The organism is Herbiconiux ginsengi (assembly GCF_900107435.1).
Taxonomy (GTDB): Bacteria; Actinomycetota; Actinomycetes; order Actinomycetales; family Microbacteriaceae; genus Herbiconiux; species Herbiconiux ginsengi.
Window position 1 is genome coordinate 133,414 of record NZ_FNPZ01000005.1, and the last position, 21,541, is coordinate 154,954.

Here is a 21,541-nt window from a genome sequence, read left to right on the forward strand (position 1 = left end):
CCGGAACGATTCGAGAAGCATCCTCCGGGATGACGAGGACCGAAAATGAGCGTCAAACGAGTAGCGATCATCGGCGGCGGAGCCGCCGGGCTCATCAATGCCCAGCGGTTCACCAAGGCCGGTGCCGACGTGGTGATCTTCGAGATCGGCACCAAGCTGGGTGGCCTGTGGATGTTCGGCAACGACAGCGGCCGAAGCTCGGCCTATCGGTCATTGCACATCAACACCACTCGCGATGCCACGCACTTCGACGAGTTCCCGTTCCGCACGGCGCCGAAGATGTTCCCGAGCCACGAGGACATGGCGGTGTACCTCAACACCTTCGCCGACGACAACGGACTCCGCGAGCGCACCCGGTTCCGCGCTGAGGTCAAGCGGGTCGAGCCCGTCGTCGAGGAGGTCGACGGAGTCTCGGTGACGAAGTGGTCGGTGACCGCGGCCGACGGCTTCGAGGGGGTCTTCGACACAGTCGTCGTGGCGACCGGGCACCTCACCGAGCCCCGGATGCCGGCCTCCCTGAGCGCTTTCGGCGGCGAGCTGCTGCACTCGCACTCCTACACCGAGCCCCAGCCCTTCCGCGGAAAGCGCGTGCTGGTGATCGGCACCGGCAACAGCGCCTTGGACATCGCCGCGGACCTCGCCGTCGTCGCGGGCCGCACCGTGATCTCGGCCCGCTCACCCGAACTCATCATGCCGAAGATCATCTTCGGGAACCCCGTCGGCAAGTACGAGGGGATGGTCAAGAAGAAGTGGCTGCCGAAAGACACTCACATCCTCGTCAGGCGCATCATCACCCGCATCGTGCACGGCCGGATGGAGACCTGGGGCCTGCAGACCCCGAAGGGCCGCACGCACCCGATCTCGCACGCGACACTCGTGAACCACATGGCCTACGACCGGGTCAAGGTGCGGCCCGGGATCAGGACCATCTCCGATCGGGCCGTGACCTTCACCGACGGCACCCGCGAGGAGTTCGACACGATCATCGCGGCGACCGGCTACGACCTATCCTTTCCCTTCTTCGACGAATCGATCGTCTCGCTGGACTCGGGGGGCAGCCTCAACCTCTACGGGCGAGCCGTCTCGCCCCGATGGCCCGGACTGTACTTCGCCGGCTACTTCAACACGACCGGGCTCTCGAATCTCCGCATCGACGACTACCAATCACGCTGGTTCGTCGCGCTGGAGACAGGAAAGACGATCCTCCCCGACCTCGCGACGATGAGGGCGGAGATCGATGAGGTCAAGGTCTGGGTGAAGCGTCGCTACCCGAACACGCCTCGTTACGCGTTCGAGCTCGATCCGCCGCTCTACCTGAAGTTCCTGCAGCAGGAGGAGCGGCTCGGCCCCAAACGCATCGCCGAGTCCGGGAGGCCCGCCGCGTTCCTCGCCGCAAACCGCTCGGCTGCCGACCGGTCGACGCTGCGGTCCGCCTCGGCCGCATGACGCTCTTCGCGCCTTCGAGGCGCCTCAGGCGGGGAATCGGTAGAGTGTAACCATGGCTCAACAACGCGACCTGTGGCTCTCGACGCCTGAGCAGGAGGGTCAGTCGCGGCAGCAGCGGCGGCGCGACCGCAAAGTCAACGACATCATGGCATTCACGGCTCTGACGGTGGCCGAGCACGGGTACCACATGACCAGTCTCGACGACATCGCGGAGCACCTCGACCTCTCGAAGGCCTCGATCTACCACTACTTCAACGGCAAAGAAGCGCTTGTCCTGGCAACCCTCGAGTCATGTTCCGACTACTCCTTCCAGGAGTTGACCGCTGTTCTCAACAAGGGCGGCACGCCGACAGAGCGTCTGCAGGGCCTGATCCGCCGCCACATCCAGATGACCTCGATCGAGAACGTCGAGATGTCCCGACTGTTCCTGCAGCCCCTGGATTGGCCGCCGACCATCGCCGAATCGGTGCTCCAACGCAACCGGGAGCACGTCGCCATGTTCCGCGACGTCATCCAAGAGGGAATCGATTCCGGCGAGTTCGAAGCCGGCGACGCCCGCGTGGCCAACATGTCCATCCAAGGGGCGATGATGCTCGCTCCGGTCTGGTACGGCAAGCAATTGCGTGGCCGCGGAGGCGCGGCCGTGCTCGACCGCCTCGTGCGGAGCCTGATGCTCCTCGTGGTGCCGGCGAAGGCCGCCGCGTCCGCCTGAGCGAGCGCCCCGCAGCGGCCGCCCACCCCGAGGGTTAGCTGCCCTTGGCAGAGTCGGCGGGCCGCTCGTACTCCGTGGTCTCCGGCCCCCCGACGAACGAGCCGAACGACGCCCGCACGGCACCGCGCGGGGTCACCAGCGAGCTTCCACCGTCGGCGATGATCGTCTGGCCCGTGACCCAGTCCAGGGCCAGGATGCCCGCGATCGACTGCGCGAGCAGTTCGGGCGTGCCCACACCGTGCAACGGAGTGGTCTCCACCACGAGGTTCAGGTAGTCGCTCCGACTGAGCGTGCGTTCGGTCATCGGCGTTCGGGTGGCACCGGGGTTGACGAGGTTCACCCGGATGCCGTGCTTGCCGAGCTCCACTGCCGCAAGTCTGGCCAGGTGGTTCAATCCCGCCTTGGAGACGGAGTACGGAACCGTCTCGGGGTCGGCGAGGACGCCCGACGTACTTCCGATCAGCACGATCGATCCTCCCGTGCCGGCCTCGATCATCGCCTTCGCCGCCGCCTGGAGTGTCAGGAAGGTGCCCCGGGCGTTGACCTCCATGATGCGGTCCCAGTCCTCGACCGTCGTCTCGACGAGCGGCCGTCGACCGTTGATGCCGACTCCGGCGACGAGTACGGTCGGCACGCCGAACGTCTTGACGGTCTCGGCCATGGCCGCAGTCACCGACTCGGGGTCGCGCACGTCGACCTGGACGTCGGCGCCGTCCGCGAGATCCCAGACCACGACTCGAGCGCCCAGATCGGCGAGGTGCTCAGCGGTGGCCGCTCCGATTCCGGATGCTCCACCCGTGACGATGGCGATGCGATCTGTGAACTCCACGGTGAACGTCCTTAGTCTTGACTCGAAAGTTGAATATCATCATGGTAGTAGAATTACATCCGATCGCAAAGAGATCGATCGACATGCCTCGCGACGTCAGGAGCGCCTTCATGGAAGCTGCCCGAGCCGCCCGGGAGCGCCGTCGCGGATTCGCGGTCTGCATCGCCGTCGCGACGCTCACGATCCTCGATCTCTCCAAGGTCACCGTGGGCGTGCCGTCCATCGAGTCATCACTGAAGGCGGCACCGTCTGAGCTGCAGCTCGTGGTGGCGGGCTTCGCGCTGGCGTTCGGACTCGCGCTGATCCCCGCCGGCCGCCTCGGCGACCTGCGCTCGAGAAAGCGCATGCTGATCATCGGCGTGGTGCTGTTCACCCTGGCGAGCGCGCTGTGCGCCCTCGCGCCGACGATCGAACTCCTTGTCGTCGCCCGGATCGCCCAAGGGGTCGCGGCGGGAATCCAGATGCCCCAGGTGCTCGGCATCATCCAACAGTTGTTCCAAGGCGATGATCGGGCCCGGGCCTTCGGAACCTTCGGCGCCACGGTCGGTCTCGCCACCGCGCTGGGCCCCGCGCTCGGCGGCCTGCTCATCGCGATCGGCGGCCCGGTCGACGGCTGGCGCTGGATGTTCTGGATGAACGTGCCGCTCGGAATCGCAGCGGCGCTCCTGGCGATGCGCTTCCTGCCCGGTGACGGCGCGCGCAAGCACGGACGTACCGACCTCGATCTGGTCGGTACCGGCCTGCTCGGCATCTCGACGGTCAGCCTGATGCTGCCCTTCGTGCTGACCACCGGTGGACCGGAGGACGACCCCCGTCGGTGGTTGTGGCTCCTCCTCTTCGCCGGCGCAGCGGCGGGTCTCCTCGGCTGGGAGCGGCGATACGTCAAGCAGGGCCGTTCTCCCGTGCTCGACGTGAGGCTGTTCTCGATCGCCTCGTACCGCAACGGACTCCTGGTCGTCACGGCGTACTACGCCGGCTTGCCGGCACTGTTCTTGCTCACCACGCTTTTCCTGCAGCAGGGACTCGGCTTGCCCCCCGTGTTCGCCGGGATGGTGAGCATCCCCTACGCGGTCGCGGCGGCCGGCACCGCCTGGCTCGGGGGGAGGTTGATCGGCCGCTATGGACGGAGGGTCGTGCTGGTGGGGCTGGTCGTCGCCCTGGGAGGGACCGGTCTCATCGCGGCCGCTTCCACGCATCCGACAGCAGCCACCGTCCCCTGGCTGATCGCCGCGGCGATGATCGTCGCGGGTCTGGGTGGCGGCCTGGTCATCTCCCCGAATCAGACCCTCGCGCTGGCCGAGGTCCCCCTGCCGGACGCCGGTCTGGCCGGATCCATGACCCAGGTCGGTCAGAGGGTGGGAACAGCGCTCGGTGTCGCGGTGGTCCTGTCCGTGTTCCTCGGAACTCTCGCGCGCCGGTCACCTGTCACCGGGGAGTCGGCGGCCTACCACGACGCCTTCATCCTCGGACTGGCCGCGACCATCTGCCTGATGGCCGTAGCGCTCGTGTTCAGCCTGTTCGACCTGAAGCACGGCCGGCGACGCGCCGGGTGACATCACCGTCCGCGCAGCCGGGGTGCGATGTCCCGTTCGAACAGATCGAGGAACCTCCGCTGGTCGCTACCGGGCGCATGGAAGACGAGGTGGTTGAAGCCCCAGTCCACATACTGTCCGATCGCGTCGACGATCTCATCCGGCTCGATTCCGACGATCCACCGCCGCGCCACCGTCTCGATGGGCAGTGCGTCTGCCGCGGCCTCCATCTCGACCGGATCAGTGATGGAGTGCTTCTGCCCGGCACTCAGCGACAACGGCGCCCAGAAGCGGGTGTTCGCGAGTGCCGCTTCCCTGGTGGTCTCGTAGGAGAGCTTGATCTCGATCATCCGATCGATGCCCTCGGCGGCGCGGCCGGCGGCGACCGCTCCCGCTTCGACAGCCGGCAGAAGCGCGTCCTCGTAGAGCTCACGCCCTTTGCCGGAGGTGCAGATGAAACCGTCGCCCGCCCGCCCGGCGTACTTCGCCACGACCGGGCCGCCTGCGGCCACATAGACCGGCACGCCCCCGCTCGGCACGTCGTAGATCGAGGCGTCGTGCGTCGAGTAGTAGTCACCCTCGAACGAGACCCGCTCACCGTTCCAGAGAGCGCGCATGAGGCGAATGCTCTCGCGGAGGCGAGCGAACCGTTCCTTGAACGGCGGCCACTCCTGCTCACCCGCCCCGCGGAAGCCCGTTGCGATCTCATTGAGCGCCTCACCGGTGCCCACCCCCAGGAACACACGGCCGGGGTAGAGGCATCCGAGCGTGGCGAAGGCCTGGGCGAGCACAGCGGGGTTGTACCGGAAGGTGGGGGTGAGCACGCTAGTTCCGAGCGAGATCGTCGACGTGCGCTCTCCCACAGCGGCCATCCAGGCGAGCGAGAATGGGGCGTGCCCGTCCGTGTGGCGCCACGGCTGGAAGTGATCACTCACGACCGCTGTCTCGAAGCCGTGAGCCTCGGCTTCCACGGCCAGCTCGACGAGCTCGCGCGGAGCGAACTGCTCCGCCGAGGCCTTGTATCCCAGTTTCAGTTCCATGCCATGCCCTTCCGTCGGGTCAGTGAGCGTCTTCGAGCGCGCGGCTCACGAGCCGGCCCAGCTCGGCCACAGCCGGATAGGCGGCGTCGACGGAGTCGAACAGCGCCATGAAGCCGTGGATCTGCGTGTCGTAGTGGATGAGCTGAGAGGCGATGCCGGCGGCGTGCAGCCGTGCGTGGTAGATCGCCCCCTCGTCGCGGAGCGCGTCGAACTCCGCCGTGATGATGATCGCCGGCGGGAGTCCCGTCAGGTCTGGCGCCGCCGCCGGCGAGAAGTACGGATTCGAGTCGAGTCCCGCCTGCGACCCTCTGTACTGAGCCCAGTACCAGCGCATGTGGTCAGCCGAGATGAAGTAGCCGGTTCCGTTCACCTCAGGCCGGTACGACTCCGTCGACATGCTCGCGTCGAGCACGGGATAGATCAGGGCCTGAAGTGCGATCCTGGAGCGACCGCGATCCCGGTCCCGCAGAGCCGACGCCGCGGCGAGGGCTCCTCCGGCACTGCCGCCCATGACCACTAGTTTCGAGGTGTCCGCGTCGAAGAGACGCTTTGCGTTGTCGGCCGCCCACTCGAGGGCGCTCTCGGCATCGTCGAGCGGCTGCGGGTACGGGTGTTCCGGCGCGAGGCGGTACTCGACGCTGACCACCACCAGGTGACCCTCGGCCGCGAGGATGCGGCACGTCGTGTCGTTCATGGCGATGCTGCCGGTGACGAAGCCGCCGCCGTGCAGGTACACCACCACGGGCAGGCCGGCGCCACCGGCCTCGGGAACGTAGCTGCGCAACGCGAGTCCGCTGTCGGACACGTGGTCTGCGACTTCCACCGCGCGGGCTTCCGGGCTCAGCAGCGCGCGACCGGGCGTCGAGAGCAGCTGAGCGCGCTCGCGCCCGATCTGGGCAGTGAGTTCGGGCTCGACATCAGCCCCTCCCTGCGGTAGTTCGAGAGCGGCTCCGTAGAGCTCGATGAACCGGGCGCTGGCAGCGTCCAACGGACCGCGATCCGGCCCGGGCATCAGGCGGGCATCCGCTCGATGGCGACCGACACGGCCATCTCAGTCAGCCTCGGCGGGACCCGCCGGGAATCGACTGGTCAGCGCCTGCGAGACGCCGTCGGGGGTCCACGCATCGGAGCTCTCGATCAGCGAGACTGTCGTCTGGTAGACGCTCAAGTCTCGGGCGTCGAACCTGACGAGTGCGCCCGACACGGTGGCCGTGTCATCGGAGAGCAACGAGACCACGACCGGCGCGACGCGATCTGGGGTGGGGAAGCGGCCCGGGTCTGCCTTCGTTTCATCGAGCGTGTCGATGGTCATCTGCGTCATCGCGAACGGCGAGACCGCGTTGACCCGGATACCGCGTTCCGCTCCTTCGATCGCCCAATTCACCGTCATGCCGGCCACTGCACCCTTGCTCGCGCCGTACGCGCTCATGCCCTTGAAGCCGTACATCGCACCGGAGACCACCGTCACGATCGATCCCCGGGTACCGGTGTCGATCATCGACCGCATCGCATGCCGGATGCAGAACTGCACACCGAGGATGTTGACCTCGGCGATGGCCCGCAACCGCGTCTCCTCCTCGGCCCAGGGCTCGACCATGTGCAGGATGGCGGCGTTGGCCACGAACCCGTCGATCCGGCCGAACTCGGCCACGGTCGTGTCGACCAGACGCTTTGCATCATCCCAGTCCGCGACGGAGCCGACGACGGCCAGAGCCCGGCCACCCGCCTCCGTCACCTGACGAACGGCAGCCTCGGCCGCGTGGGCGTTGACATCGTTGATCACGACGGTCGCTCCCACGGCGGAGCAGGCGAGTGCGTACTCGAGACCGAGACCGGTCCCCGAGCCGGTGATCACGACGATCTTGTTGTCCAGGCGGGTCATGTACGCGCTCCTCTGCTCAGCCCCATCGCTGCGCCGACAATCATCTGCGTCGTCGGCCCTGCATCGAAATTCATCGACGCTTCGTTCATATGTTGAACCTCTAGTTGACTATAGTGGCAGTTGCCCGAAGTGCGGATGCCGCGTTGGGCTTTCCTCCGAAACTGCTAGACAAGACCAAGGAGCAAGCGATGAAGCTTGGAGTGTTTCTCATGCCGTCCCATCCGCCGGAGCGAGCGCCGTCCGACGCCTACGCGTTCGACCTCGACGTCATCGAATGGGCTGATCAATTGGGATTCGCGGAGGCCTGGCTCGGAGAGCACTTCACGGCGCCGTGGGAACCCGGCCCCGCACCCGATCTCATGATCGCTGCAGCGCTGAACCGCACCAGCCAGATCAAGCTGGCGCCCGGAGCGCATCTGCTCCCCTATCACCACCCTGCGGCTCTCGCCCATCGGCTCATGCAGTTGGACCACATGTCCGGCGGCCGGCTGATGGTCGGATTCGGTGCCGGCTCGGTGCCAACCGACTTCCCGCTCTTCGGCATCGACCCCTCGACCGGTGTCCAGCGCACCATGATGATGGAGTCGCTGGAGATCATCCTGAAGATCTGGACCGAGGAAGGACCCTGGAAGTACGACGGCGAGTTCTGGAAAGTCGAACTCGCGGAGGAGTACCTGGGCTTCAAGCCCCACATGAAGCCGTTCCAGAGCCCGCATCCGCCGATCGCGATCGCCGGGCTCACCGAGCGCAGCAGCAGTCTGAAGTTCGCCGGAACTCGAGGCTACATCCCCCTCAGCCTGCTCTTCAACCCGAAGTACCTCAAGGGTCATTGGGACGTGTACGAAGAGGGCGCTGCAGAGAGCGGACAGACCGCGAGTCGCGACATCTGGCGGATCGTGCGGGACGTCTTCGTCGCCGACACCGACGACGACGCCTACGATCTGACGGTCAACGGAAACCAGGGCCGCCAGTGGGAGGCCAACATGGTCGTCAACAACGCCGTCGGCTGGACGCAGTATCTGAAGCACGATCCCTCCGTGGCCGACGAGGACGTGACCGTGCCGTATCTCGCTAAGAACCTCTGGCTCGTCGGTGCACCCGACACGGTTGCACAGAAGCTCCTGGACATCTACGACGCCGTGGGCGGGTTCGGCACACTGCTGATCGAGGAGTACGACTTCTTCGACAACCCCGGGCCGTGGCGGCATTCGATGGAACTCCTCGCCCAAGAGGTCGTTCCCCGATTCGATCGCCTGCTCGCGAAGAGGTCCTGACCTCTCAGAGGCCCACACAGAATGGCCGGCCCGTCAGAGGACAGGCCGGCCATTCTCGTCCGTAGCGGGAACGATCCGCTACTGCGGGCGCTTCTCCGGATGATCGGGGTCGATGGGCTCGAGGCCCTCTTCGATCGCCTTGATCATGAGTGCGCTGAACTGGGAGTAGAAGCGGGCCATGCGGATGAAGCCCGCACCGAACCACAGCCCGGGCTGCGCAGAGCGACGCCAGGTGTTGGCGTACTCACCGTCATCCGCTCGGGAGTAGGCGCTCTCGATCTTCGAAGCCACCGATCCCAGTGTCGGCCCCATGTGGCCCCAGAACTGGTGGTAGCCGGTGGCGAACACGATGACGTCGACCTCGAGTTCCGTGCCGTCGCTGAACAGGACGGAGTTCCCACGGATCTCGGAGAGCTCGACACCATGCTTCAGGTGCACGGAGCCGTTCGCCACGAGCTGTGACGCACCGATGTCGATCTGGTACCCGTCACGACCGGACTGGTGCGCACCGAGCACGCCTGTGCCGTCAGGACCCCACTCGAGGGCGAACCCGGCGGAGACCAAGCCGTCCAGCAGCTCCTTGTCGGTCTCGGCGCCGTCCTTTACGAGCTGCTGGAAGCGGGGGATGTTCTTCACGAACGGCACGGCATTGCCGACCTGATCCGCGAACTCGGGAGCCATCGGCATGTCTTCGGTGAAGAGCGGATTCCAGTACTTGTGATACGACTCGTAACTCAGCACGTAGGTCGCGCTGCGCTGCAGCATCGTCACGTCCGCACCGTGCTCCCACAGGTCGTGAGCGATCTCGTGCGCGCTCACGCCGGCACCCACCACGAGCGCGCGCTTGCCGGCGAAACTCGCCCCGTCCTGGAACTTGTCGGAGTGCATGGCCTCACCCGCGAAGGTGTCGAGGCCCGGGATGTCGGGCGTCTTAGGAGCCCCGAACATCCCACCGGCGACGAAGAAGTGTCGGGGGTGCAGCTCACGGATCGAACCGTCCGGCCGGCGGACGCGGATCGTCCAGCGCTGCGTGTCGTCGTGGTACTCGCCGCCCACGTACTCGGTTCCGGTCCACACGTTCAGGTCGAGGAGTTGGGCGTAGGACTCCAGCCAGTCGGCCCACTTGTCCTTGGGCGTGTGCGCCGTCCAGGTGGGAGGAAGCGGGAGGTATGGGAGGTGGTCGCCGAACACGCTGCTGTGCAGCGCCAGCGCGGCATAGCGGTTGCGCCACTGATCTCCGACGCGATCCTCCTTGTCGATCACGAGGGTGGGGACGTCGAGGGCACCGAGTCGGGCGGCGACGGCGAGGCCGTTGTGGCCGGCACCGAGAATGAGCACGGCAGGATCGCTGTCCTCGAATGCGGACTCCTTCGTGCGGTCGCTCCTCCACCTCGTGCGATTGGGAACCAGTCCGTAGACCTTCCCCTCCGGCCGGTTGTGTCCCGTCCGTTCGGGGAACTCCTGCAGCGAGATGATCTGCGTCTGCATGCTCCTCGCCACGAAACGCGAGTCGACCCGTACCAGGTGCACGTAGCCGCGATCCACCCGATCGCGGGTCTGGAAGTCGAAGAAGCCCTGGATCGAGTCGCCGTCGGTCAGCGGTTCCTGATCGGTGTTGACGGAGAAGGCGGTCGCCTGCCAGACGGACGCCGCCTCCAGGAACGCCGGCACGAGCGACTCGCGGTCGAGCTGGTTGGAGAAGTCCCACCGGAAGGCCATGAAGTCGCGCCAACTCGCGTCGGCGTCGAACAGGCCCGCCAGTCCGTCCTGGTCCTGCGATTCGACCGCTCGGGCGAATTCATCGAGCCAGGTCGCGAAGAGGCGTGCCGCATCCGCCCGGTCGAGTTCGATCGGGGCCGTCATTAGCGTGTCAGTCAATAGCCTTCAACTCCTCATTGATCAGATCGATGGGTTCGATCATTGTGCCTCTACTTCGCTGCGTCCGAGGTAGGCGTCTCGAACGGCTGCGCGCACTCCGGGCGCATCGGCGCGACTCGAGAACACGAGATGGCCGAGGTCGACGACGACCACATGCGACGCCAAGGAGAGCGCGAAGTCGACGGACTGCTCGACCAGGACGATCGACATCCCTGTCTCCTGCAGTCGCGCCAGGGTGTCGAGCACGTCGCCGACGATCGCGGGTGCCAGGCCTGCTGACGGCTCGTCGACCAGCAGCAGACGCGGCTCCGGCATCAGCGCCTGGGCGATTCCGAGCATCTGCTGCTGCCCCCCGGAGAGCATCGCCGCCAAAGACGAGCGCCGGTCGCGGAGAACGGGGAACATGTCGTACGCCCACTCCATCCGCGGAGCCAGCTGCCGCCGGTTCCACCGCTTGACGTTGGCCCCCAGCCGGAGGTTCTCGTCGACCGTCATGTCGCCGATCAGCCGCTTGCCCTCCTGCACGAACCCGAGTCCGCGGCTGACCCGCTCATACGCGGGCAGCGATCCGAGATCGTCACCGTCGTATTCGATGGAGCCCTTGTGCACGGCGTTCAGGCCCATGATGGCGCGCAGGATCGTCGACTTGCCGGCGCCGTTGCGGCCGAGGAGCGCCAGCACCTCGCCCTGCTCGACCGAGAAGCTGACATCCCAGACCACTCGGAGGTCGCCGTAGCCCGTTGCGAGAGAATCGACCTTCAAGATCTCGCTCATGCGCGATCCTCCTTCTGCGAGGCCGTGGCGGAGGCCGCAAGCGGAGTGTCGTCCTGGTCGGACACCGTCGTGCCCGAGACACCGGCCCCGGATCCGAGGAACCGTTCGAGCACGTCCGGATGCTCGGCGATGGTCTGCGGGCTCCCATCGGTGAGCACGGTGCCCTCGGCGAGCACGACCACGTGGTCGGCCAGGGACTGGACGAGACTGAAGTTGTGCTCGACCAGGATCACGGTCGCACCGGCGTCGCGCACCCGGCGCAGCACGGTGGCGAGCTCCTGCACCTCGTCGCGGTCCAGACCCGACGCGACCTCGTCGAGCAGCACGACGGACGGGTTCTCGCAGAGCGCCCGTGCCAGCTCGATCATGCGTCTCGTTCCGAGCGCCATCGACGCCGCCGGCGCATCGGCCAGAGCGGTGAGTCCGAGGATCTGCAGCCACTGCATGGCGACGCGGTGGTTCTCCTCAGCGTTCCGACGGTACTTCGGGGTGCGCAGGATGGTCGACAGCAGGTTCGCGTGGTGACCCTGGATCCGGCTCGAGGCGACCACGTCGACCACCGACAGATCGGTGGGGATCGCCGGCGTCTGGAACGTGCGCGACACCCCGTGGCGGGCGATGCTCACCGCGGGTTGGCCGGTCACGTCCTCGTCACCGAGCAGGATGCGACCACTCGTGGGCTTCTGGAAGCCGTTGATCATGTTCAGGGTGGTCGTCTTGCCCGACCCGTTCGGGCCGATGAGAGCGGTGATCTGCCCGGCACGCGCCAGGAGGGAGACGTCTTTCACCGCCTTCACTCCGCCGAACGACTTCGACACCGATTCCATGCGCAGATCCTTGCCGGCCAGCGCAGGGATCGAGATCGAGGTGTCGGCGACCATGCCGGCCACCTTCTCGGGCGCCGCCTGCTTGCGGAAGCGCCGAACGACCCACCTGCCCAGTCCCGAGACCCCGCTGCCGAAGGCGAGCCCGCCGACGATCAGGAACAGACCGAAGGCGACCTCCCCGAACTCGCCGAATCGCGTCGACTGGGTGCTGATCACCTGAACGAAGGCGACTCCGACGAAGATCGCGAAGATGCTCCTGCGCCCGGCGACGATCGACGCCACCAGCACGTTGATGATGAGTGCGAGCCCAAGACTCTCGGGTGCGATGATGCGGTCGGTGTAAGCGAACAGCGCACCCGCCATCCCCACCGGCATCGACGCGAAGGCATAGGTCGTGAGCTTGAGCCGATACCGCGACATCCCGAGCGACGGCGCGAGCACCGACCCGTGCTGCAGGATCAACAGGGAGTTGCCGAACTGCGACTTGACCGCGCTCCGGTAGATGGCGAACCAGACCGACGTGACGACGATCACCACGACGAAGAACCCGCTGCGATCGAGTTCGAGACCGAGGAGCGACGGTCTCGGAATGCCCGTGAAGCCCGACTGGCCTCCCAGGAACTCGAACGGGATCACCTGGAGCGTGGTCGGGATGAGCAGAACCAGGAGGAACGAGCTCACCGCCAGCATCCAGCCTCCGAGGCGGAGTCCGGGGATGCCGGCCAACAGCCCGACGAGCACCGAGGCGATCGCCGCCAGGACCAGGCAGAGCAGGATGTCGTTGAAGATGCGACTGGCCATGTACCCGGTCAGGTACGCTCCGACCGCGTACATCGCGGGGAGCCCCATGTTAAGCTCGCCGGCCCAGCCCAGGTTCAGGTTCAGACCGATGACCAGGAGCGACATCACCGACATCAGCAGCAGCGGCCGCGTCAAGGAGGGCGAGAGGCCAATCAGAGGAAGCACCGCCACGACCGCGGTGACCACGACCCAGATCAGCGGCAGGAGGAACTTGTTCCTCGTGCGCATCGGGGAGATCGTTGTTGCGCTCATCTCACACCAGCCTCAGGTTCTTGTTCCCGAACAGCCCACGCGACCGGAACAGCAGGACCAGCACGAAGACGATGAAGACCGCGTAGTCGCCGAAGAACGGACCGACGAACAGAGCGACCATGGACTCGATCAGCCCGATGATGAAGCCGGCGATGATCGCCCCGACCTGACTTCCCAGCCCACCCAGCGCGAGCACGACGAAGCCCTTCAGAGCGAGACTCAACGCGAGATACGGGCTAGCCGAGGTTGAGACGAGCACCAGGGGCCCGACCAGCCCTGCGAAGATTCCCGCGATCGCGAACGCGCTCAATGAGAGCCACCGCACATTCACGCCCCGGAGCGTCGTCGCCTCGCGATCGAAGGCCTGGGCCCGGCTGTTCAGCCCGAACCGCGTGTGGTTCAGCAGCAAATGCATGGCCACACCGAACACGATCGGAAGCGCGATCAGGATGAGATCGATCGGCGAGACGCGGAATCCCAACAGCTCGAACGGCTGCTGCTCGAAGAGCACCAGCCGCTGGGGGTCAGACCCCCAGATGATCGCGGTAAGCGCGGTGAGAACCGTGGCCGCGCCCAGTGTGGTGATCAGCTCGGCGTGGCTCCCCGCGGGCATGAACCGGATCGCGCCACGCTCGACCAGGGCCGAGACTACGGCGCACACGACGGCACTGATTAGCAGCGTCAACGGCAGCGGCAGGCCGGCGGCCGTCGCCGTAAGGGCGACGAACCCACCGAACACCAGCGTGTTGGCGAATGCAAAGTTCAGAACACCCGACGACGTCAGCGTGATGTTGTAGCCGATGGCGATGAGTGCATAGATGGCGCCGGTCGCCAAGCCGGCGATGAGGGCGATCATCATGGTCGGTCACCTCTTCCTTCGGTGGTTACTCGCGGTGACGGGCGGGCGGGACCGGCCGGGGACAGGCGATCAATCGACAACGTAAAGACCGTCGACCTTCTCGGAGTCGCAGGGGATCAGCGTCAGGCTGCCCTCGCGCAACTCGGGGAACCGGTAGTCCGCCGTGTAGCTCGTGCCCGTCGGGAAGAAGGCCAGGTAGTCGGCCGGCACATCCTCGGAGACGATCGCATCGGTTAGCGCCTGAGCGCTGGTGTCGTCGCCGGCACGCTCGAAGGCGAGCGCGATCAGGTGGATCGCATCCCACCCGTAGCCCCCAGTCGCGACGCTCTGGTTACCACCCGCGAACGCCTCGTAGAGCGGCGCGAGGTAGTCGGGTTCTTGTTCCTGCTTGATCGTGAAGTTCGAGGCCGGCGCCTGGCATCCTTCCAGGGCTTCCTCCGACACTAGGGTCGCAATGGGCGAAGATGCCACGGATGCTCCGCCGTAGATCGGAATATCGGTCGCGCCGACGGCGACCCGAGCTTCGAGCGCGCGTGCGATGGTGTCGTAGCCCGTGAACTCGAAGTAGATAGCGTCGGGATCGGCCGCCTGAACGCGCTGCATCTCGACCGTCAGGTTGAGCGCGGCCGGATCGGGCCGTTCGACGTCGACGATCTCGATTCCCGCGGCCTCCGCCGCATCCTGCATCCCACTACTCACTGAGTCACCGAAGGCGTCCCCGGACGTCACGACGCCAAGCTTCTTGACACCGTCGGCTTTGAGCTCGGTGACGACCGAGGCGACGAGGTCGGCCTGGGTGGCGGAGTTGCCGAACACGAACGGATAGGTCGAGGGGTCGTTCACGAGCGGGTTCGTGGCCGACGTGGAGGTGAAGAGCTCGTCTTCGGTCGTCAGCGGCAGGAGGGCTAGTGCCTCGTTACTGACCGAGCCCGGGATGACGGCGTCGGGAAGACCTCCCGAGTCGATCGACTCGGTGAGAACGCTGACCGCTTGCGTCGGATCGCTTCCGTCGTCTAGTGCCAGGACTTCGATCATGCGGCCGTTCACCCCGCCGTCGGCGTTGATGGCCTCGACCGCCGCGTCGACCCCTTTGCGAAGGTTGCCTGTGAAAGAGGAGAACTGACCCGTCTGGCCATAGACGAGCGTGATGTTGATGGGATCGTCTCCCGACGCGGTGGCGGCGTCCTCGCTCGTCCCGGAGCATCCCGCGAGCAGCAGCGCTGCAGACGAGCCGAGCGCGACCAGTCCGATGAAAGGGCGTTTCACAGTGTAAGTCTCCTTTGACCTTCGGTTGTTCGATAACCAACTTGGAATTAGAATTCCGACTACTTGTTGGAACTGTATCGCATCACATTCATGTTGTCAGTTCTGAAGGCACATCCTCTACTTTGAGTTTGAAGTTCAACCCATGATTAGAGTAAATTCGGTCGTAAAGTTGTATTCGGCGGAAGGCCCGCTCAATTTCACGACGAAGTGACGAGGAATTTCCCCTATGACGCAGAAGCCATCAGACGACTCCTACGACGTAATCGTGCTTGGGAGCGGAGCGGCCGGGCTCACCGCAGCGTTCACCGCCGCCCATGAGGGCGCCACCGTCGCCGTGTTCGAGAAGAACTATCGCGTGGGCGGCACTACCGCGTGGTCCGGCGGCCACATGTGGGTTCCCAACAACAATTTCATGGGAGACATCGGTCGTGCCGACAGCACCGAGGAGGCGGTCACCTACCTCATGTCGATGAGCCGCGGCATCGCGGACGAGACCCTGGTGCGCGCCTTCGTCGAGGCCGCCCCCAAGATGGCGGACTATCTCAGCGAGAACGGCGGAATCGCATTCTTCGCAGTGCCCACGCCTGACTACCACCCCGAGCACCCGGGCGGAAAGCCCACTGGCGGCCGCAGTTTGGGCAACGAGTTGTTCTCGTTTGACGAACTCGGCGAATGGCGCGACCGCGTGGAGGTCAGCCCGTACTACTCCGTCTACTACCGCATGGACGAGCTGGGGATTGGGTCAGCGGTCCCCAAACCGCCGTCGGCCGCCGAACTGGCCCGCCGCGAGGTTAAGGACGAACGCGGAGCCGGAGGCGGGCTGATCGGCGCCCTGCTTCACGCGTGCCTGAGATCTGGAGTGCACGTGGAGGTCTCCACGCCCGCGGTCGACCTGCAGATCGAAGACGGGAATGTCGTCGGAGTCGTCATCGACTCGGAGCAGGGCCGCCGTACCATTCTTGCCCGGCGCGGCGTAGTCCTCGCCACGGGCGGATTCGAATGGAACGAGGAGTACCGGCGCACTTTCCTCCGCGGAACAGTTCACAAGCCGGCATCGATCCATACCAATACCGGTGATGGGCTCCGCATGGCGATGAAGGCCGGAGCCGCCCTCCAGAACATGCGCGAGGCCTGGTGGATCCCCATCACCGTGCTGCCCGAGGGCATCAACAGCATGGACCTCGACATGATCAACGCCGACCGCACTCGACCCCGCAGCATCATGATTAACCGCCTCGGTATGAGGTACACCAACGAAGCCACCAACTACAACACGATTGTGGGGGCCTTCCACCAGGAAGACGTGAACGAATTCAACTACGCGAACCTTCCCACCTGGATCATCGTCGACCAGAGAAACATCGAGACCTACGGCTCGCGTGGCGTGCCCTACAACGGCACCACACCCGACTGGCTGATCGAGGGAGCGACCCTCCGCGAGCTGGCGGAGCGGCTTGGCGTGCCCGCCGACGCGCTCGAGGCAACCGTGGCCCGCTGGAACGCGAACGTGGCCGACGGGGTGGACCCGGACTTCCATCGCGGCGAGAGCGCTCACGACCGCTGGTGGGGCGACCCCTACAAGAAGGGGTCGATCGATGGAACGCTCGGCCCCCTGGACACCGGCCCCTACTACGCGATGGAACTGAAGCCCGGGGTCATCGGCACCAAAGGAGGTCCGAAGGTCGACATCCACGCCCGCGTGATCGGCCTGGACGATGAGGTCATCCCCGGCCTCTACGCCGTCGGCAACGCCTCGTCGCCGACAGGCGCCGGCTACGGCGGATCCGGCGGCACCCTTGGACCCGCCATGTCCTTCGGCTGGCTCGCCGGGCGTCACGCCGCACAGCGGGCCGAGCGATGAGACTCGGCGTCGCCTTCCCGCAGAACGAGCTCGGCGGGGATCCGACGGCGTTCCACCGATTCGGTGTCGCGGTCGAGCAGCTGGGATACGACCACATCCTGATGTACGACCACCTGGTGGGGGCCGTGCGCACCGGGCGCGACCCCTCGGTGCCCAAGCTGGCCTACGGCGAGAAGGACACCTTCCACGACCCGTTCGTCGCCCTGGGATACCTGGCCGCTATGACGGAACGGATCGAGCTCGTCACCGGGGTGCTCATCCTCCCCCAACGCCAGACCGTGCTGGTCGCCAAGCAGGCGGCGGATGTCGCGCTGCTCTCCGGAGACAGGCTCCGGCTCGGGGTGGGCCTCGGCTACAACCCGGTCGAGTATCACGCGCTCGGCGAGGAGTTCACCACCCGAGGTCGGCGCATGGCCGAGCAGATCCCCTATCTCCGACGGCTGTGGACGGGCGAGCCGCAGAGCTTCGACGGCGAGTTCGACCAGATCGACCGGGCGGCCGTCATCCCCTCACCCGTCGATCAGATCCCGATCTGGTACGGCGGTTCCTCCGAACCGGCGTTCCGCCGCGCCGCAGCACTCGCCGACGGCTTCATCTTCAGCTACGGCTTCCGCCAGCAGGCCGCCGACGCGTGGGCGCGCATCCAGGAGCTGCTCCACGAGGCCGGAAGGCCGGTGGAAGGGTTTCGATCGCTGTTCCACCTGCTCCCCGAAGAACCCGGGCCGTCGCTGGAAGCCAGCGTCGAGGCGCTCCCGCGCATCCGAGACCTCGGGGCGACCGACGTGTGCTTCGCCAGCACCAAGAACGGCCTCACGACCGTGGAACAGCACATCGACTTCATCGCCGAGCTGAAGGAGCGGGCAGACGTCGCCCTGCGCTGAACAAGATCGATGAACGACGAGGGGGGATGGCGGAGTCCGCCATCCCCCCTCGTCGCCGATCCGGTCACGCCATGAAGCTTCCTCCGTTGACGTGGAGGGTGGTTCCCGTGGTCTGGTCGGAGTACGGGCCGCAGAAGTACAGCACCGCTCCCGCGATCTCGTCGGCGTCGATCAACCGGGTCGGCACGGTGATGTGACCACTCGAGCGCGCTTCATCGGCCTGGCTCTCCGGAGTGGGGAACACGCTCGCGAGCATCGGCGTCAGGGTGTTGCCGGGAGCCACGTTGTTCACGGTGATGCCCCACTCCGCCGTCTCCATCGCGAGCACTCGGCCATACGCGAGCATGCCGCCCTTCGCGGCGGCATAGGGCCCGTTGCCGATTCGCCCTCGGTGAGCAGCACGGGACGTGACGTTCACGATGCGGCCCCAGCGCCGGGTGCGCATGTCGGCCAGTACTGCCTTCGTCGCGACGAACATACTCCCGAGGTGAACGGCAACGACCCGATCCCAGGCCGCCTTCTCCAGGTCGACGGTGCGGTCGGTGGTCACGATTCCCGCATTGTTAACCAGGATGTCGATCTTCCCGAGCCGGTCCAGGCCCGCAGCGACCAGCCATGCAACCTGACCCTCGTCCGTGCTATCGGTGGGGATCGCCACTGCGCGGCGCCCGAGCGCTTCGACCTCGGCCACCAGGCTCTCCCCGCCCTCGGCGTTGAGGTCGCAGACCACGATGTCCGCCCCCTCCCTGGCCAGCATCAAGGCGGTCGCCCGACCTATCCCGCTGGCGCCCCCGGTGACCATTGCGACATGGCCCTCCACGTTGCCCCGCGATTCCGATGTCATTGTGATCCGTGCCTCTCATTCGTCGTGTACCGTGTGTAGGCTACTGGCCGATCAAGTTCCATACAAGAGTTGATATTCGACTTCTCAGTCACCTTTATACTGCTGATCCGGCATCCAGAACGCGCCCGAAGCCCGCAGGCCGTCGCGCTCGGAGTGCCCGAGCCGCAACCACTGCTCGAGCACTGAGTCGCCGTCCGAGCCCAACCTTGGCGCGCCCCGGGGGCGGCGCGGCGGGTCGCCCACCAGCCGGTGGACCGGCGCGATCATCCCGCACACGCCGAGGTCGGGATGGTCGACTTCGACGATCTCGCCCCGTGACCGCAACTGGGGATCTCGGAAGACGTCCTCGACGTTCTGCACCGGTGCGGCCGGGACGCCCGCGCCCTGCAGCAGTCGCGCCGCCTGAAACGGCGACCTGTCGTCCAGCCAGGCCTGAAGTGCGGCACGGAAGCCGGCGGGCTCGCCGTCGGCATCCCGCTCGACCACGCGGGTATCGGTCGCCCACCCCACAGCACCGGTCAGCGCCCACCAGTCCGCATCCGTCTCGGCCTCGATCGCGATCCAGCCGCTCCCGCCGCACGGCAGCACGTCGGACCACACGGAGCCGGCCACGCGGTTCCCGCTCCTCACCGGTTCGCGACCGTTCGCGGTCCAGTCGAGTACCATCGGACCCATGATCGAGCCCGCAGCGTCGATCATGGCGAGGTCGATGAAGATCCCCTCGCCGGAGCGATCCCGTGCGGCGAGCGCCGCCACCGCACCCAGAACCGCGTGCCCCTGCGCGACGTAGTCGAAGTGCACCAGGTTGGCGTACCCCCACGCCCTCGTCAGGCCCACGAAGGAGCACACCGTACCGCCGTAGGCGACATGGTGCGCCTTAGACGACCCCGTGTGCCCGTACCCGCTGATCGACACGTGGATCAACTGCGGGTTCACTTCGGCCAGCCGCTCGTGTCCGACACCCCACCCCTGCAGCACACGGGGGCTGAAGCTGTCGATCAACACATCCGCTTCACGCACGAGGTTCAGGAACAGGGCGATCGCCTCCGGATTCGTCATGTCCAGGGCAAGACTCCGCACGGAACGGTTGAAGCTGCCGAAATTCGGAGAGGTCGGCACCCCGGACGGTTCGCGAACCACGGGCGTTCCTGCCGGGGGCGCGACGAATCGCAGGGCGTCGGGCTGATTCGGATTCTCGATCTTCACGACGTCGGCTCCGAGATCGGCCAGAACCGCAGCGGCCTGGGCGCCGGCGAGCGCCGCGCCGAAGGAGAGCACCCGCATTCCCGAGAACGGAGCGACCGGGTGCGTCGGAGCTGCCGCGCGGGGCGAGGTCTCGCGCCATCGCTCCGCGACCGCTGCGGGAGACGCGCCCGGCAGCGCCGGCGCAGCCGAGCGGTAGAGATCGAGCAGCTTCGCACTGGAGCGGAACGGCGCGCCCGGTGCCCTCACCAGCCGTCCGGCCACATCGATGTCGACGAAGAACCCCCGGCTCGACGGCGGATCGTCTGAGGTGTAGTCGGCCATCGACGAGACGATGGAACTGGGCACACCGGCCTCCTGTGCGCGGGAGACCACCTCCGCGCAGGTCATCGCGCCCAGGAGGGGTCGGACGATCCGCGTCAGCTCGTCGCATCGGGCACGCCGCACGGACGCCTCGGCGAACTCGGGCGCCGCGAGCCCGGCCGGCCGGCCGAGGAGACCGAGCAAGGCGTTCCATTGCCGCGCTGTGGTGGTGATCAGGATGACTTCGCCATCGGCACAGTCCCAGACACCGCCGTACTCGTTGACCTCGCCGGTGAACCGCTCGGGGATGTGACTGGAATGCGCGTAGGTCAGCAGGTCGAAATTCGTCGATCCGAGGATCTGATGGGCCGACAGCTCCGCAGCGATCCGCCGGGCCGGAAGGCCCGCCCGGCGAGACCGCTCCCGCTCCCGCAGGGCGACGAAGATCGTCGTCGCCACGTCGATCCCGACCCGCGCGTACATCTGCTCACCCGGGATGACCTGCGGCGGCCCGATCGGAGGACCTTGCTGGCCGAGAAGCCCTGCCATCGCGCAGGACACCAGGTGCGTCGCCCGCCACCCGCGCAGCGGACCGGTGGAGCCGAGCGGGGTGATCGCCACCACGATCGCGCCCGGCGGAGCCCAGTCGAGGAGGGTCTCGACCGGGTCGAAACCCACTACCGGGTTCTCGGTGCTCGGCGTGACCAGGATGACGTCGCAGTTCTCGGCGAGGCGCTTCAGCGTCTCACGCGACGACGATGCAGCCAGGTCGAGGCGGATTCCGGTCTTGTTGGCCTCGAAGTAACCGAAGGCGAGCGAGTCCTCTCCCGCATCACCCAGGAACGGCGGCTGGGTGCGCAGCGTCGCTCCCGCGATCGGTTCGATCTTCACGACATCCGCTCCGAAGTCGGCGAGAAGACGACCGCCGTAGGCGCCCAGCCGATCGGTGGCGTCCAGAACCCGAATCCCGTCGAGGGGAAGCCCTGCGGTCCGATCGCCCACTGCCGCCACCTCCATCGATTTCACCATGGGTTAAGTTATCGACTATTAATTCAAATTTCGAGCCTTGACGGAAAC

17 protein-coding genes are annotated in these 21,541 nt (G+C 66.4%); 6 read left to right on the forward strand and 11 right to left on the reverse strand.

The features are described 5' to 3' along the window. The first annotated feature begins 45 nt into the window (after positions 1 to 45). Together BLW00_RS19680 and BLW00_RS19685 are read left to right on the forward strand one after the other, a co-directional pair. A complete protein-coding gene (locus BLW00_RS19680; protein ID WP_092557448.1) occupies positions 46 to 1,446 on the forward strand; it encodes a flavin-containing monooxygenase in 1,401 nt (466 codons plus the stop codon). Positions 1,447 to 1,498: 52 nt separating this feature from the next. Then, positions 1,499 to 2,158: a TetR/AcrR family transcriptional regulator gene (locus BLW00_RS19685; RefSeq protein WP_092557450.1), complete on the forward strand. Its 660-nt coding sequence runs from the start codon at positions 1,499 to 1,501 to the stop codon at positions 2,156 to 2,158. Between the two features lie 34 nt (positions 2,159 to 2,192). On the opposite strand, the gene BLW00_RS19690 is transcribed toward BLW00_RS19685, so the two are convergent. Next, complete coding sequence (locus BLW00_RS19690) at positions 2,193 to 2,987, reverse strand: SDR family NAD(P)-dependent oxidoreductase (protein WP_217634439.1); 795 nt, start codon at positions 2,985 to 2,987, stop codon at positions 2,193 to 2,195. Positions 2,988 to 3,097: 110 nt separating this feature from the next. Here BLW00_RS19690 and BLW00_RS19695 point away from each other — a divergent pair, with 110 nt between their 5' ends. After that, positions 3,098 to 4,540: an MFS transporter gene (locus tag BLW00_RS19695; RefSeq protein WP_175494433.1), complete on the forward strand. Its 1,443-nt coding sequence runs from the start codon at positions 3,098 to 3,100 to the stop codon at positions 4,538 to 4,540. Positions 4,541 to 4,542: 2 nt separating this feature from the next. On the opposite strand, the gene fgd is transcribed toward BLW00_RS19695, so the two are convergent. From fgd to BLW00_RS19710, 3 genes are read right to left on the reverse strand one after another with little or no spacing between them, the layout of a single operon-like run. Continuing rightward, a complete protein-coding gene (gene fgd, locus BLW00_RS19700) occupies positions 4,543 to 5,559 on the reverse strand; it encodes a glucose-6-phosphate dehydrogenase (coenzyme-F420) (protein ID WP_092557454.1) in 1,017 nt (338 codons plus the stop codon). A 19-nt stretch (positions 5,560 to 5,578) separates the two neighbouring features. Then, positions 5,579 to 6,571 (reverse strand): alpha/beta hydrolase, encoded by a 993-nt coding sequence (locus BLW00_RS19705; RefSeq protein WP_092557456.1) that lies wholly within the window; start codon positions 6,569 to 6,571, stop codon positions 5,579 to 5,581. Between the two features lie 39 nt (positions 6,572 to 6,610). After that, a complete protein-coding gene (locus tag BLW00_RS19710; RefSeq protein WP_092557458.1) occupies positions 6,611 to 7,441 on the reverse strand; it encodes an SDR family NAD(P)-dependent oxidoreductase in 831 nt (276 codons plus the stop codon). Between the two features lie 188 nt (positions 7,442 to 7,629). On the opposite strand from BLW00_RS19710, the gene BLW00_RS19715 reads away from it, so the two are divergent. Further along, positions 7,630 to 8,715 (forward strand): LLM class flavin-dependent oxidoreductase, encoded by a 1,086-nt coding sequence (locus BLW00_RS19715; protein WP_092557460.1) that lies wholly within the window; start codon positions 7,630 to 7,632, stop codon positions 8,713 to 8,715. 78 nt (positions 8,716 to 8,793) lie between these two features. Here BLW00_RS19715 and BLW00_RS19720 read toward each other — a convergent pair whose 3' ends face one another. The 5 genes from BLW00_RS19720 to BLW00_RS19740 form a co-directional block, all read right to left on the reverse strand. After that, positions 8,794 to 10,578, reverse strand: a complete 1,785-nt coding sequence (locus tag BLW00_RS19720) for a flavin-containing monooxygenase (RefSeq protein WP_092557462.1) — start codon at positions 10,576 to 10,578, stop codon at positions 8,794 to 8,796. A 54-nt stretch (positions 10,579 to 10,632) separates the two neighbouring features. Next, entirely contained in the window at positions 10,633 to 11,367 is a 735-nt protein-coding gene (locus BLW00_RS19725; protein ID WP_092557464.1) for an ABC transporter ATP-binding protein, read from the reverse strand. Further along, positions 11,364 to 13,247: a branched-chain amino acid ABC transporter ATP-binding protein/permease gene (locus BLW00_RS19730; protein WP_092557466.1), complete on the reverse strand. Its 1,884-nt coding sequence runs from the start codon at positions 13,245 to 13,247 to the stop codon at positions 11,364 to 11,366. Before BLW00_RS19730 ends, BLW00_RS19725 begins: the two co-directional genes overlap by 4 nt. 1 nt (position 13,248) lies before the next feature. Then, the gene (locus BLW00_RS19735; protein ID WP_217634440.1) at positions 13,249 to 14,103 is read right to left on the reverse strand and encodes a branched-chain amino acid ABC transporter permease; all 855 of its coding nucleotides are present in this window, start codon (positions 14,101 to 14,103) and stop codon (positions 13,249 to 13,251) included. A gap of 72 nt (positions 14,104 to 14,175) precedes the next feature. Continuing rightward, positions 14,176 to 15,372: an ABC transporter substrate-binding protein gene (locus BLW00_RS19740; protein ID WP_175494437.1), complete on the reverse strand. Its 1,197-nt coding sequence runs from the start codon at positions 15,370 to 15,372 to the stop codon at positions 14,176 to 14,178. 226 nt (positions 15,373 to 15,598) lie between these two features. On the opposite strand from BLW00_RS19740, the gene BLW00_RS19745 reads away from it, so the two are divergent. Both BLW00_RS19745 and BLW00_RS19750 read left to right on the forward strand, forming a co-directional pair. Further along, positions 15,599 to 17,233 carry an FAD-dependent oxidoreductase gene (locus BLW00_RS19745; RefSeq protein ID WP_092557472.1) on the forward strand — a complete coding sequence of 545 codons (1,635 nt, stop codon included), beginning with the start codon at positions 15,599 to 15,601 and terminating at the stop codon, positions 17,231 to 17,233. Then, on the forward strand, positions 17,230 to 18,114 hold the full coding sequence (locus BLW00_RS19750; protein WP_092557474.1) for an LLM class F420-dependent oxidoreductase: 885 nt from the start codon (positions 17,230 to 17,232) through the stop codon (positions 18,112 to 18,114). Before BLW00_RS19745 ends, BLW00_RS19750 begins: the two co-directional genes overlap by 4 nt. 64 nt (positions 18,115 to 18,178) lie before the next feature. Here BLW00_RS19750 and BLW00_RS19755 read toward each other — a convergent pair whose 3' ends face one another. Both BLW00_RS19755 and BLW00_RS19760 read right to left on the reverse strand, forming a co-directional pair. After that, on the reverse strand, positions 18,179 to 18,958 hold the full coding sequence (locus BLW00_RS19755; protein ID WP_092557476.1) for an SDR family NAD(P)-dependent oxidoreductase: 780 nt from the start codon (positions 18,956 to 18,958) through the stop codon (positions 18,179 to 18,181). A gap of 84 nt (positions 18,959 to 19,042) precedes the next feature. Then, positions 19,043 to 21,493, reverse strand: a complete 2,451-nt coding sequence (locus BLW00_RS19760) for a CaiB/BaiF CoA-transferase family protein (RefSeq protein WP_092557478.1) — start codon at positions 21,491 to 21,493, stop codon at positions 19,043 to 19,045. Positions 21,494 to 21,541 lie beyond the last annotated feature (48 nt).